Origin of the sequence: Halorussus lipolyticus (genome assembly GCF_029338375.1) — an archaeon.
In the GTDB taxonomy this organism is placed as follows: domain Archaea; phylum Halobacteriota; class Halobacteria; order Halobacteriales; family Haladaptataceae; genus Halorussus; species Halorussus lipolyticus.
Map to the genome: position 1 here is coordinate 2,093,498 of NZ_CP119804.1, position 13,089 is coordinate 2,106,586.

Consider the following 13,089-nt stretch of genomic DNA (forward strand, 5'->3'; position numbering starts at 1 on the left):
CCGTCCTGTCGCCGCTCAGAACGGCAGGAAGCTAAGACTGTTCGGCTCCTCGTAGCAACCCCAGTTGCCGCACGAGAGCGACGTTCCCGGTGCGACGGGTTCGGTGGATTCGTCGTTGCCTTCGGTCTGGTCTTCGATGTCGAATGACATGCAATTAGCTTATATAGAATGTGATATAATAAATATTATTGTGATATATACTACTACTATCCGAGACACGCATGCCAAAGTCCAGAACGATTGTTCGTCGCTAGTTCACCTCGATTAGCCCTCGCTCAGTTGCTCGCGCGTCCGGCCCGAGTACCCCACGACCAGCGCGACCAGCAGGAGTATCGCCAGTCCGACCGCGACCGCGCCCTGCGCGCCCTGAATCGCCGCGAATATCAGCATCCCGACGGCCCCGATGGCCGCGATTTTGTAGCGTCCGGCCCAGATGCCTCGCGTGCCGGTGAGGGCGAACGAGAGCGTTACCAGATAGTAGAGGAGACCGTTCTGGGAGAACCCGCCGAGGACGACGAGGACGTAGGCCCCGATAGCGACCAGTAGGACGACGACGGCGACCGAGAACCCCTTGGCCAGCGCGACTCGCGTGTTCGCCATACCCTGCTTTGTCCGGCCAGCGACAAAATACGTCAGGATGTCCCCCGGCGCAAACGTGAAACGTTACGCCCACATAGCATCGAACGAATAACATGAACCCCTTCTACGAACTCGGACGACTCACCGCCGGTGTCAGCGTCTCGCGTCTACTGGCGGTCGTCGTCACGGCCTTCGCCCTCCTCCTTCTCTTGCCGCTCATGGACCCCGTGGCGGTTCTGGGTCTACTGGCGCTCGGACTGGCGATTGCGGTGCTAGCCAGCGCGGTCGAAATCGTGGGACCCTACGAGAAGCGCGCGCTGACGGTGTTCGGCGAGTACCGGAAACTCCTCGGGCCGGGCCTCAACATCGTCCCGCCGCTGGTGAGCAAGACCCACACCTTCGACATGCGGACCCAGACGCTCGACGTGCCCGAACAGGAGGCCATCACCGAGGACAACTCGCCGGTCACGGCCGATGCGGTCATCTACATCCGAGTGATGGACGCCGAGAAGGCGTATCTGGAGGTCGAGGACTACGAGAAAGCCGTCTCGGACCTCGCCCAGACCACGCTCCGGGCGGTCATCGGCGACATGCCGCTGGACGACACCCTGAGTCGCCAGAAGGAGATAAACAGTCGAATTCATGAGGAACTCGACAGGCCGACCGACGAGTGGGGCGTCCGAGTCGAGAGCGTCGAGGTCCAGAAGGTGATGCCCACGCCGACCGTCGTGAGCGCGATGGAGCAACAGACCGCCGCAGAGCGCAGACGGCGGGCGATGATTCTGGAAGCGCAGGGCGAGCGCCGGAGCGCCATCGAGCGAGCGCAGGGCGAGAAAGCGTCGAACGTCATCCGGGCGCAGGGCGAGAAGCAGAGCCAGATTCTGGAGGCCCAAGGCGACTCGCTCTCGACGGTCCTGCGCGCCAAATCCGCCGAGTCGATGGGCGAACGCGCGGTCATCGACAAGGGCCTCGAGACGCTGGACGCCATCGGACAGGGCGACTCGACCAGTTTCGTCCTGCCCCAAGAACTCACCTCGATGGTGGGTCGGTACGGCAAGCACCTGACCGGGAGCGACGTGAAGGCGGGCGACAGCGAACTCGATAGCCTCAACTTCGACGCCGAGACCCGCGAACTCCTCGGTCTGGACGACGTGGAGGAGATGCTGGCGGGCGAAGTCGGGACGGACCTTGACGACGGACCGGACGAAGGGGAACCCACCACCGACGAGGACCCCGAGGCCGAACCAGCGGTCGAAGTCACGGACGAGCGCGAGCGGTGAGTTCGCGGGAACGGTAGCGTCGTCGGTGACGCCGCCTCACTAATCTATATATGTCTAACGGCAACATTCAGATTTTTCTAAGAAATGTATATTGGTTTCTAACACTTGTTTTCGGCTATTATCGGGGGAGAACACGGGGATTTACTATCCCCCATGCACAACATTGACACGCATGAGCTTCGAGAGTGACCCTACCAGAGGCTACGGCGACGACGCCCCCGACGACAGTGGACGAGGACGCGGCTTAGCGGACAAGTTCGTCTCTGGCATAGCCACGCTTGAAGCCATCCCGAGACGACTCGGAACCCATCTGACGACGTGGCCTCGGCGCTACGTCGAGATGCGGACCGCGGCCGTCTCGGGCGAAAAGTAGTTTTCGAGGAGCGAGGAGAACCCTACTCCTCGTCGATTCTGACCGTCAGGACCGGTGCCGGCGACTTCCGGACGACTTTCTCCGTGACGCTCCCGATGAGGTAGTGGTCGAGTCCGGTCCGACCGTGTGTCGCCATCACGACGACATCGACGTCCTCCTCGTCCACGTAGTCGAGAATCTGGGTCTGAGGGACGCCCTCGGCGACGACCGATTCGACCGCCACGTCGTCCGGAAGCGCGGTTTTGGCGTTCTGGATGGACTCGTCGGCGCGTTCGCGCTCGGCCTCGGTCCACGCTTCCGGCGCGATACCGCTCGACGGACTCTCGAACCGGTTGCGGGTGTCCACGACCGAGAGGACGTGAACCGTCGCGTCGTAAGTCTCGGCGAGTTCGCCGGCGTGGGTCACCGACGCAATCGTCCCGTCGCTCCCGTCGGTCGGGAGGAGGATGTCCTCGTACATTTCAGACACCCCCGAGAGCCATCAGGAACAGTGCGACCGAGATGACGGCGAACAGCGCGCCGACGAACTTCTTGATGGTCCCGGTCCCGAGCGCGTTGGACACGTAGGGCGCGATTTGGCCGCCCGTCACCGTGGCGGGCACCGTGAACACCACCATGTTCCACGGCGTGCTGGCGAGACTGAGCGAGTGGCCGCCGACCAGTCCGCCGCCGAAGACGTGGACGAGCGAAGCCAAGATTGCGGTCAGCGCGACCACGATGTGATTGGTCCCGATGGCGACCCGGACCGGAACCGACGTGCCCAGCATCGAGATAATGCCCAACTCGCCGATGCCGAACCCGGCCAGTCCCTGAAACGTCCCGCCGATGCTGTAGTTGGCGAACCGCCGGAGGTAGCCACCGCGGGTGTAGACGTAATCGTCGCCCTCGCGGTCCACTCGGGTCACGGTGCCCTCGTCGTCGGTGCGGACCCCCGCCGGGCCGAGTTTCCCGCTGTCGTTGGGCAGGTCCCGCGTCTCGCCGCCGTCGGCGACTGCCTCGGACTCCTCGGACGCGCTGTCGGACTCTCCGTGGCCGAGGTCGGCCTTGAACAGGAGGTACGACGCCGCGAGGAGCGCGAGGCCCAGAAGCGAGTGGAAGACGACTTCCGGGATGATGAACGACAGGAGCGCGCCGCCGACGACGAAGGGAATCGACCCGCCGACCAGCGTGAGCGCGAGTCGTCGGTCCACCAGTCCGTACTGGATGAATGCGACCGACGAACTCGACAGGCCGAAGGCCTCGCTGATGAGACCGACCTTCACGATGGTCTCGGGTTCGAGCGGGAACGCTAATATCGGGAAGATAAAGATGAGGTAGGGCACGAACAGCGCCGACCCGCTGATTCCCACGGTGTTCACGATGGTCGCACCGGTCAGGAAGAACGGGAACAGCCACCAGTACTCTAACCAGTACTCGGCCCCCGTACCGCCCGAGGTCGGTGCGAAGAAGTACACCGCAGTCACGAACAACACCGGAGCGGTGAACACGAACAGGTGCTGATACTTCAGGAAGGACTTCTGAATCTGGCTGTAGGACGTGTCACTAACGTTTTCGAGTGGCATTGGTAGTTGGTGACTCTCGTGTTAGTTGTGTTTCCGCACCGCAGGGACCTGACCCTGCGCTGAGCGCGTCGGTGACGCTGGCGAGCGTGCCGTGACTGTCGGTGAGAACGAGTGGTGGTCGATGGCTGGTGGTTCTCGAACGGGCGATTCCGCCGGGAGAGACGCCGAAGCGCGTCGCATCTAAGTGAACCCTCCTGTCGGCGGCTGAATCGGGTGTCCGGGGTCCGAGCGAGCGTCCGCTATCTGCTGTTTCATAGTGCCCGCGTCTAACAGAGTGGCGGTAAAAAAGTCTTAATGAAGGTGATAAATGCGGTGTTCGATTATTACGTTTAGAGAGGTTTCGCGGCGCCGACCGGAAACCGCGACGGTCGTCAGAACTCGGCGTCCGGTTCCGGCACGCCGCCTTCGACATCCACGTCCACTTCGAACTCCTCGCGCAACTCTCGAATCCGGTCCCGGATGTCGGCGGCGAGTTCGAATTCGAGGTTGCTCGCGGCCTCGTTCATGCGCTCCTCCAACTCCTCGATTCGGGCCTCGGCCTCGTCGTCGGTTTCTGGTTCGCCCGAACTGACCCCGGAGGTGTCGGTCTCGCTCCCCGGCAGGTTGGCCTCCGAGACTTCCTTCTCGATGGTGGTCGGGGTGAAGCCGCGCTCCTCGTTGTACTCCTGCTGGATGCGTCTGCGGCGCTGGGTCTCGCCGATTGCGGCCTCCATCGCGTCGGTGGTCTCGTCGGCGTAGAGGACCACCTCGCCGTTGACGTTCCGCGCGGCGCGACCCATGGTCTGGACCAGCGAGGTCTCCGAACGCAGGAAACCCTGCTGGTCGGCGTCGAGGATGGCCACCAGCGAGACCTCGGGGATGTCCAGTCCCTCCCGGAGGAGGTTGATGCCCACCAGCACGTCGAACTCGCCGAGGCGCAGGCCCCGGACGAGTTCGTGGCGTTCGAGGGTGTCGGTCTCGTCGTGCATGTATTCGACCGCCACGCCCGCTTCTTCGAGGTACTCGGTCAGGTCCTCGGCCATGCGCTTGGTCAGGGTGGTGACGAGGACGCGCTCGTCGTTTGCAGTCCGCGTCTCGATGCGGTCCATCAGGTCGTCGATTTGCCCTTCGGCGTCCGACACCTCGACTTTCGGGTCCACGAGGTGGGTCGGGCGAACGATTTGCTCGACGATTTGGTCGCTCTGGTCACGCTCGTAGTCGGCGGGAGTCGCCGAGACGTAGAGGGTCTTGTCGGTCTTCTCCTCGAACTCGTCGAACTGGAGCGGGCGGTTGTCGTAGGCGGTCGGCAAGCGGAAGCCGTTTTCCACGAGGCTGTCCTTTCTGGATTTGTCACCCGCGAACTGTCCCTTGATTTGCGGGACGGTCTGGTGAGACTCGTCGATGACAGTGAGGAAGTCGTCGGGGAAGTAGTCCAGCAGGGTGTAGGGCGCGTCGCCGGGTTCGCGGTCCGAGAGGTAGACCGAGTAGTTCTCGATGCCCGAGCAGTAGCCCGCTTCCTTCATCATTTCGAGGTCGAAAGTGGTGCGCTCCTCGATTCGCTGGGCCGCCACGAGGTCGTTGTTGCGCTCGAAGTACCGGATTCGGTCGTCCAAGTCGTCCTCGATTTCGGCGACGGCCTCGTCCATCGTCTGCTCGGGGATGGAGTAGTGTTCGCCGGGGTGGACGAGGACCGCGCTCTCTTGAGATTGGACCTCCCCCTCCAAGGGGTCCACCTTCATCATGCGGTCGATTTCGTCGCCCCACAACTCGACCCGGACCGCGTACCGACCGTACATCGGGAAGATTTCGATAGTGTCCCCGCGCACGCGGAAGGTACCCTGCGTGAAGTCCACGTCGTTGCGCTCGTAGTTCAGGTCCACGAGGCGGGCCAGCAGTTCGTCTCTCCCCACCTCGTCGCCGACTTCGAGCCGCAAGCTCATGTCCTCGTAGTTCCGCGGGTCGCCGAGGCCGTAAATCGCCGACACCGAGGCCACCACGATTACGTCGTCCCGAGTCAGCAGGGAGCGCGTCGCGGAGTGTCTGAGTCTGTCGATTTCCTCGTTGATGGAGGCGTCCTTCTCGATGTACTTGTCGGTCTGCTCGACGTAGGCCTCGGGTTGGTAGTAGTCGTAGTAACTGACGAAGTACTCGACGGCGTTGTCGGGGAAGAGGTTCCGGAACTCCTCGTAGAGTTGCGCCGCGAGCGTCTTGTTGTGCGCGATGACCAGCGTCGGCTTCTGGATTTCTTCGACCACCCACGAGACGGTGTTGGTCTTCCCGGACCCCGTTACCCCCAGCAACGTCTGTTTGTCCATGCCCGACTCGAATCCCTCGGCCAACTGCCGGATGGCGTCCGGCTGGTCGCCCGCGGGATTGAACGGAGCATCGACCCGAAACTCGCTCTCGGCCTCTGGTCTGTCGGGCGAAAGCGGTCCGGAATCGGCGTCGCTCATTGTAGAGCGAGATAGGGATTGGAGCTACTTTACCCCCTCGTCGCGTTCTCAGCGCCGGTGGCGCGTCGAAACGGTTACTCCTCGCGTGCCCAGTCCATCGCCTCCTCGAAACTCGACGTGGTTGTCGTCTCGACGCCCTCCACGTCGTTGATGGAACTCGCCACGGCCATCTTCTTGATGCCGTCCGAGACCATCGCCCACTTGTCGATGCCGTACTCTCGGCCGACGCGAGCGGCCTCTGCGGCCTTCTCGTAGACGCCTTCGTGGAGTGCGTCTTCCATCTGCACGAACGAGATATGGGCGGTCACGTCCTCTTGCGTGGCAAGGTCCTCGAACTCCTCGTTGACCTTCGCAAACTCCGACTCGTCCGCCGGCATGCCTTCGGGGAATCTCGCTACGACGACGTTCTCCTCGACGTACAGTTCCCAATCTGAATCGGTCATGGTCGGAATGTGCCGCCGGTTATTTATTAATTCTTATATTTTGTCCGGGGTACTTCTAGTTCGCCACCGGCGTCCGCTCCGTGACCTCTCAGAAGCACTGGGTCGTTGCGATAACCGAGCAAGCAGACGGGACCCCGCGCTCGAACTGGTCAGTCCCAAATCGCTACTCGTGGACCTCGAACGGTAAATCTCGCGGGTCCTCGGCCACGACCCACCAGTGAACGTCCTTCTTGGGGTGCCTGCGTTCGACGTGTTCTTCGAGGTCGTCGCCCGTCTCGAAGTCCGTTCCGCAGAGGTTGCATCGGTGGTGCTTCTTGTGCGGCATGCTACCAGCGTACGCGATGCTCGGCGAAAAGGATTCCGCGAGCGTAAGTCGAGAAGTCCCAGAGAAATAAAAACATTTTCTAGACAAATGAATAAGCAGTCGAAGAAAAGAATACTAGTTTCCTAGGCCATCCCTAACACACCGGCTTCGGATTCACGCCCATCCCCTCCAGCGTCTCGGTGTACTCGTCGTAGGCCGCCTGAATCGCGCCGCTCGCTGACTCCAGCGCAGTGTTCCAGTCCTCGTCGCTCTCGCAGACCTCATCGAGCAACGCCGTCCCGCGCTCGATTTGCCCGTCCAAGTCCTCACCCAAGTCGCGGAACAGTTGCGCGGTCTGGGGGTCGGCCTGCCCGACGAAGAACCCGACCATCTGCTCCTTGGACTTCTCGCTGGCGAGGGTCCGACCCAAGAACCCGCCGACGCGGGCCGGGTCGCCTTCGAGGTCCCGCAGGTACTCGTGAATCGCCGGGACCTCGCTGGGTTCGTGGTCCGCGGGCGACTCGTCGTCCAATTTCCCGAGGACCTGCTCGTAGTGGTCGCGCTCCTCGTCGGCGAAGTCGGCGAAGGTCTCGCGGACCGACTCGGCGGCCTCCTCGTCGTCGGCCCACTGTTGGAAAGTCTCGCTGGCGGCGTGTTCGGCCTCGGCGGCGGCGCGGAAGACGGTCTCCGGTTCCATCTCCCCCTCGGTTTCGGCGTAGAGCGACTTCGAGGAGCCAAGCCGCGAAAGGGCAGTTTCGTTGTCGTCGCGCACGGTGTCGAGGAACTCGTCTGGGTTCATACCTCCCGATACGGAGACCAGTCGCTTGTAAGTAGCGTCCGCGGAAAGCGAGGCCACCGCGGTTGCACCGAATCGCGACACACCTACGCCGCGTCGAGTCTGAGGACCGCGACGGTGCCGCCGGTCTCGCGCTCCTCGAAGGCCAACTCGCCGCCGTACTCCTCGGCGACCCACTTGACCAGCCAGAGACCGAACCCGCTCCCGTGGTCGAGTTGGGTGATGGCGCGCTCGCCGGTCAGGACCGCCACCTCGTCGTCGGGGATACCCGGCCCGTCGTCGGCGACTCGAATCTCAACGCGGTCGCCGACCGCCTCGGCCGAGACCTCGACGGTCGGAGCAACGTCGGGATTGTGTTCGATACCGTTCTCCGCGAGGTTGGCGAGGACGCGCCCGAGTCGGTCGTCCGCGCTGGCCGAGAGGCGGTCCGGAATCGAGACCTCGATTTCTGCGTCGGGGTGGTCAGCGCGCAGTCGCTCGGCGACCGCCTCGGCGACCGGGAGGAGTTCGACGGCACTCGTCGTGGTCTCTTTGCCTTCGATGGTCTGTTGGACCTGCGCAACCTCGTCGTACATCCCGCCGAGGTCGTCGGCCTTGCGGTGGACGCGCTCGGCCATGTCGGCCAGTTCCGGGTCCTCGATTTCGGTCGTCAGGCGCTCGGCGAACCCGCTCAGGACTTGGGTGTCGTTCCGGAGGTTGTGGCGGATGAGGCGGTTCAGTACCGCGGTCTTCTCGCGTTCGGTCGCTAACTCCTCGGCCCGAATCCGGCGCACGTCGTTGACGCCGATGATGACGTGGGCCGCGGCGCTGACGCCCAGCACGGTCGCCACGACGAACGGCGGGGCCGCAATCGGGTCGTAGAGGTACACCAGCGCGAAGACCGACCCGAGGACGAGGACCCCGAGCGTGTTCCACACCGCGATGCGGACGGTGTTGGTCGCCGAGAAGTCAGCGTGATATATCAGGTACCCCGTCCCGACGAGGAGCATCGAGACGAGCGTTCCCAGACCCGCCAGCAAGCCCGCGAACAGCGATTCCGGCCCGGAGATGAGTCGGGTGACTGTTGGGATGAGCAGACCGAACCCAGTGAGCGCGATGACCGCACTGCCCGCGGCCCGCCGAAGGTCGTCCTTCGACCGGCGGTCGTTCGTCTCGCCGGCGGAGAGCGGCCCGGCGATATTATCTCCGAGAGATGACATCTGCGCGAGGCTACGTATCGCTGTCAGGTAACGATACCGATACGACGTGCGTCACTTCAACTCCCTGCTCGGATGCAGTCTCGCCCGCATTCGGTGGCCGTAGAGCGTCGCCAGCGGCCGCTCTCGGAGTCCCAGTTTCCCCAGTTCGTCGGCGCGCTCGTGGTCCCCGAGCGAGAAGGAGGCCCGCTGTCGCAAGGGCGTCAGGGCGAACTCGCCGCCGAGGGCCACGCGACTCCCGAGGAGTCGGCCGTCCATCCGGGTGAAACTCCGCATCGTCGCCCCGCGCTCGCTGGTCTCGGCTTTCCGCATGTCGAGCGAGACGACGCGCTCACCGTCGATGGAGACGATGGTGCGCCGACGTTCTCCTCGGTCGTGGATTTCGATGTCGGCGACCTCCTTGGGGTAGCCCCAGATTTCCCGCCCGAGGGCGACCGAGGCCTCGGTCGTGACGGGTAGATAGCTGACGTAGCCACCGACGCTTCCGGCGACGAGTCCGCCGACTAACTGCGCGCCGGGCAGGTCGGTCCGCGAATCGGCGACGACCGGCACGATGACCGCGAACTCGTCGTAGGGGTCCAACCCGCCGACGTAGTGATATTCGATGCTGGCGAGCGTGACTGCCCCGGTCCGGGGCGCGATTCGGACCGGCGAGAGGCGGTCGGGAAGCCCTGCCGAGAGTCGCCGGGCCGACGCCGGAAAGACGCCGCCGGTCAGCGTGAACTCGCATTCCAGCGGGAGTTCGACGGTCTGGCCCGTCGAGAGTCGGCGCTGGTGACCGGCCGAAGGTTGGCGCTGGCGACCAGTGGGCGGTCGGCGCTCGCCGTCGTCCGGGGCGCTCCCGTCGTCTGGGACCATACCGGCTACTATGGAGAGTAACCTGAAACCGTTACTGCCGGAGGGCGGGCATCCCCGTCCCGGAAAGGACATTCGGGAAACCTTTGGTGACAGTCCGTGCAGGTTCGACCATGACTCACAATCGGCGACGCGACGCCACCGACGACCGAACCGTGCTGATAACCGGGTGCGGGTCCGGCATCGGACGCGCCACCGCTCGGGAGTTCGCCCGGCGGGGGTGGACCGTCTACGCGACCGACCTCCGGACCGACCTGTTGGAACCGCTGGAAGACGAGTGCGAAACCGCCGAGTTGGACGTGACCGACGAGGCCCAGTGCGAGGAGGTAGTCGAGCGCATCGCCGACGACGAGGGCAGTATCGACTGTCTGGTCAACAACGCGGGGTACGGCGTCCTCGGCGCTGTCGCGGACGTGTCCACCGAGAAGGCCCGCGAACAGTTCGACGTGCTGGTCCACGGTCCCCACCGCCTCGCTCGGGCCGTCCTGCCGAAGATGCACGACCAGCACGGTGGCACCATCGTCAACGTGACGAGTCTCCTCGGCCGCGTCACCTTCCCCGGTCTCGGGGTCTACGGGAGCGCCAAGTTCGCGCTGGAGGGCCTGACCGACGCGCTCCGGATGGAGACCGGCCCCGACATCGACGTGGTGGCGGTCGAACCCGGATGGGTCCGGACCGGGTTCGACGACGAGGCCCGCCAGCAGTTCGCCGACATCGATGCCTCGCCGGAGTACGCCGACGTGTACGAACTCCACGAGGAGGGACCCTTCCTCGACGGTGGGCCACTGGCGGTCGAACCCGAGGCAGTCGCCGACGAGATTCTGCACGCCGCGACCGCAACGAATCCGAAATCCCGGTATCCGGTCGGCGTGGCGCGATGGCTGGTCCTCCTGCGGTTCCTCCCCGATTCGGTGCAGGACAAGGGCCGATGGGCGATTGGCAAACTGGGGACGAAACTCCGGCGCTTCGGACTGCTCTGAAGAAAGAGATTCGGGTTCTATCTACTCGCCGCTTCCGGTCTCGATGGGCGCGTCAACCAAGTTACCCCACTCGGTCCACGACCCGTCGTAGTTCACGGTGTCGTCGTATCCGAGGAGTTCGTGGAGCGCGAACCACGCGACAGACGAGCGCTCGCCGATTCGGCAGTAGGCGACAGTGGTGCCGTCGCCGTCGATGCCCTCGTCGGCGTAGAGGTCTGCGAGTTCCTCGCGGGTCTTGAACGTGCCGTCGTCGTCGGTGACGGCGGCCCACGAGATGTTCTTCGCGCCGGGGATGTGGCCGCCGCGCTGGGCGGTCTCTTGGAGTCCCGGCGGCGCGAGGACTTCGCCGGAGTACTCCTCGGGCGACCGAACGTCCACGAGGGGGACGCCCCGGTCGATGGCCTTCTCCACGTCGTCGCGGTAGGCCCGGATGGACTCGCGGGGACCGCCGGCGTCGTAGGTCTGCTCGGAGAACTCGGGCACCTCGTCGGTGGTCGGGTAGTCGTTGTCTAGCCAGTAGTCCCGGCCGCCGTCCAGCAGGCGCACGTCGTCGTGGCCGTAGTACTTGAACTGCCAGTAGGCGTAGGCCGCGAACCAGTTGGCGTTGTCACCGTAGAGGACCACGGTGGAGTCTTCGGTGATTCCGTGGGAACCCAGTAGGTCCTCGAAATCGGACTTTTCGAGGATGTCGCGCTGGGTCTGGTCCTGCAGTTGGGTCTCCCAGTTGAACCCGATTGCGCCCGGCGCGTGGGACTCGTCGTAGGCCTCGGTGTCTACGTCTACCTCCACGAGTCGGTACTCGGGGTCGTCGCTCTGGAACTCGTCGAGGTGGTCGGCCACCCAGTCGGCCGTGACGAGAACGTCGTTCGCGTAGTCTGAGTCGCTCATAAGCGTCTAGGACTACACGGTCTCACGTTATATCCTCTTTACTTACGGTAGGTAACGCCTTATGTCGCCTCTCTCGGAAACTCTTGCCGGGACCGGTTCGGTTCGCGGGTGGGCGGTCGGACCTGCTCCGTTCGGACTCCCGAGATGCGGCAAGTATGGCTGGTAGCTATGAGACCGGGCGAGCGAACGCCTCGAACCCGAGGCATTTAGCCCCGGACGCCCTACCCTCGCGCGATGAACGAAAACGTCGTAGTCGGTGCTGACTGGCTCGCCGACCGCCTCGGCGAGGTGGCAGTCGTGGACGTGCGAGAAGCGTGGGAGTACGACGGCATCGGCCACGTTCCGGGCGCAGTCAGTATCCCCTTCGAGACGTTCCGGAGCGGAGGAGACGACGACGAGGGGATGCTCCCCGGTGCCCAAGCGTGGGCCGACCTGCTGGGCGAGGCCGGCATCTCGGAAGACGACACCATCGTCGCCTACGACGACACCCACGGCGTCTTCGCCGCGCGGTTTCTGGTGACTGCGGAAGCCTACGGGCACAGAGACCTGTACCTCCTCGACGGCGACTTCAGTTCGTGGATGCGCGAACACGAGACAGAGAGCGAGGCCCCCGAAGTGGAGCCTGTACCCTACGAAGTTCGGGAATCCGAAGATTCGCCGTTCGTGACCCGCGAGGAGGTCGAGTCGGCGATGGACGACCCCGATGCCGTCCTCGTAGACACCCGCGACGACGACGAGTTTGCGGAGGGCCACATCCCCGGCGCGGTCAACCTCGACTGGCGCGAACTCGTGGACGACGAGACCCGCGGCCTGAAACCGCGGGCCGAGTTGACGGAGATTCTGGAACGCTACGGCGTCACGCCCGACAAGCGCGTGGTACTGTACTGTAACACCGCGCGGCGCATCAGTCACACCTACGTCGTCCTCTCGTCGCTGGGCTACGACGTCCTCGAATTCTACGAGGGCAGTCTGACCGAGTGGGAGGCCGTCGGCGGGGCTATCGAGACGGGCGAGTCGTAAGCAGAGATAACTCTGCAATTGGAAAAGCAATATAGAGGAATGTTTCCGGGCCGGTAGTCGGTCAACTCGGCTTCTGCGTCCGCAACCGTGCGACGATTACTTCGGGGGTCGCCGTTCGGGGACGATCCGCCGCTGTCCTCCGTGCGGTGATGTCTCTTCGGGTTCGACCTGACCTCTGAAAATCGCGGTACGACGACGCGAAAATCGGGTGCTGTCTACAGGAACGCGAACTGGGTCGAACGCCGCTTGGTTCGACCATCTTTCACGTCCGAGGCGGTGCGACCGGTCATTGTCTGAGAGACAACGTACATGGATTATATTATTCACGCCGATTGCATATGAAACTTCTCGGAGAATCATACGCATACTCATACGAGACGA

15 protein-coding genes are annotated in these 13,089 nt (G+C 63.8%); 4 read left to right on the top strand and 11 right to left on the bottom strand.

The genetic code is table 11. The features are described 5' to 3' along the window. Positions 1–15 precede the first annotated feature (15 nt). Together P2T57_RS10670 and P2T57_RS10675 are read right to left on the bottom strand one after the other, a co-directional pair. On the bottom strand, positions 16–150 hold the full coding sequence (locus P2T57_RS10670) for a hypothetical protein (RefSeq protein ID WP_276299188.1): 135 nt from the start codon (positions 148–150) through the stop codon (positions 16–18). A gap of 114 nt (positions 151–264) precedes the next feature. Then, positions 265–600, bottom strand: coding sequence for a hypothetical protein (locus P2T57_RS10675; protein ID WP_276299189.1), 336 nt, complete (start codon positions 598–600; stop codon positions 265–267). A 197-nt stretch (positions 601–797) separates the two neighbouring features. Here P2T57_RS10675 and P2T57_RS10680 point away from each other — a divergent pair, with 197 nt between their 5' ends. Next, a complete protein-coding gene (locus P2T57_RS10680; RefSeq protein ID WP_276302100.1) occupies positions 798–1,859 on the top strand; it encodes an SPFH domain-containing protein in 1,062 nt (353 codons plus the stop codon). Positions 1,860–2,031: 172 nt separating this feature from the next. Continuing rightward, positions 2,032–2,232, top strand: coding sequence for a hypothetical protein (locus P2T57_RS10685; protein WP_276299190.1), 201 nt, complete (start codon positions 2,032–2,034; stop codon positions 2,230–2,232). Positions 2,233–2,254: 22 nt separating this feature from the next. On the opposite strand, the gene P2T57_RS10690 is transcribed toward P2T57_RS10685, so the two are convergent. The 8 genes from P2T57_RS10690 to P2T57_RS10725 all read right to left on the bottom strand — a co-directional run bounded on the left by P2T57_RS10690 (position 2,255) and on the right by P2T57_RS10725 (position 9,823). Beyond that, on the bottom strand, positions 2,255–2,692 hold the full coding sequence (locus tag P2T57_RS10690; RefSeq protein ID WP_276299191.1) for a universal stress protein: 438 nt from the start codon (positions 2,690–2,692) through the stop codon (positions 2,255–2,257). Position 2,693: 1 nt separating this feature from the next. Further along, positions 2,694–3,794: a sulfite exporter TauE/SafE family protein gene (locus P2T57_RS10695; protein WP_276299192.1), complete on the bottom strand. Its 1,101-nt coding sequence runs from the start codon at positions 3,792–3,794 to the stop codon at positions 2,694–2,696. 371 nt (positions 3,795–4,165) lie between these two features. Further along, positions 4,166–6,226, bottom strand: a complete 2,061-nt coding sequence (gene uvrB / locus P2T57_RS10700) for an excinuclease ABC subunit UvrB (RefSeq protein WP_276299193.1) — start codon at positions 6,224–6,226, stop codon at positions 4,166–4,168. A gap of 74 nt (positions 6,227–6,300) precedes the next feature. After that, positions 6,301–6,669, bottom strand: a complete 369-nt coding sequence (locus tag P2T57_RS10705; protein ID WP_276299194.1) for a hypothetical protein — start codon at positions 6,667–6,669, stop codon at positions 6,301–6,303. Positions 6,670–6,832: 163 nt separating this feature from the next. Next, positions 6,833–6,994 carry a hypothetical protein gene (locus tag P2T57_RS10710; RefSeq protein ID WP_276299195.1) on the bottom strand — a complete coding sequence of 54 codons (162 nt, stop codon included), beginning with the start codon at positions 6,992–6,994 and terminating at the stop codon, positions 6,833–6,835. 133 nt (positions 6,995–7,127) lie between these two features. Beyond that, a complete protein-coding gene (locus tag P2T57_RS10715; RefSeq protein WP_276299196.1) occupies positions 7,128–7,772 on the bottom strand; it encodes a rubrerythrin family protein in 645 nt (214 codons plus the stop codon). Positions 7,773–7,855: 83 nt separating this feature from the next. After that, positions 7,856–8,968, bottom strand: coding sequence for a sensor histidine kinase (locus tag P2T57_RS10720; RefSeq protein ID WP_276299197.1), 1,113 nt, complete (start codon positions 8,966–8,968; stop codon positions 7,856–7,858). A gap of 51 nt (positions 8,969–9,019) precedes the next feature. Then, positions 9,020–9,823, bottom strand: a complete 804-nt coding sequence (locus P2T57_RS10725) for an acetoacetate decarboxylase family protein (RefSeq protein ID WP_276299198.1) — start codon at positions 9,821–9,823, stop codon at positions 9,020–9,022. Between the two features lie 110 nt (positions 9,824–9,933). On the opposite strand from P2T57_RS10725, the gene P2T57_RS10730 reads away from it, so the two are divergent. Then, on the top strand, positions 9,934–10,800 hold the full coding sequence (locus P2T57_RS10730; protein WP_276299199.1) for an SDR family oxidoreductase: 867 nt from the start codon (positions 9,934–9,936) through the stop codon (positions 10,798–10,800). Between the two features lie 21 nt (positions 10,801–10,821). Here the strand turns inward: P2T57_RS10730 and P2T57_RS10735 are convergent, their stop codons facing one another. Continuing rightward, positions 10,822–11,688 (bottom strand): sulfurtransferase, encoded by an 867-nt coding sequence (locus tag P2T57_RS10735; RefSeq protein WP_276299200.1) that lies wholly within the window; start codon positions 11,686–11,688, stop codon positions 10,822–10,824. Between the two features lie 234 nt (positions 11,689–11,922). On the opposite strand from P2T57_RS10735, the gene P2T57_RS10740 reads away from it, so the two are divergent. After that, a complete protein-coding gene (locus P2T57_RS10740) occupies positions 11,923–12,708 on the top strand; it encodes a sulfurtransferase (protein WP_276299201.1) in 786 nt (261 codons plus the stop codon). The last annotated feature ends 381 nt before the right edge of the window (positions 12,709–13,089 follow it).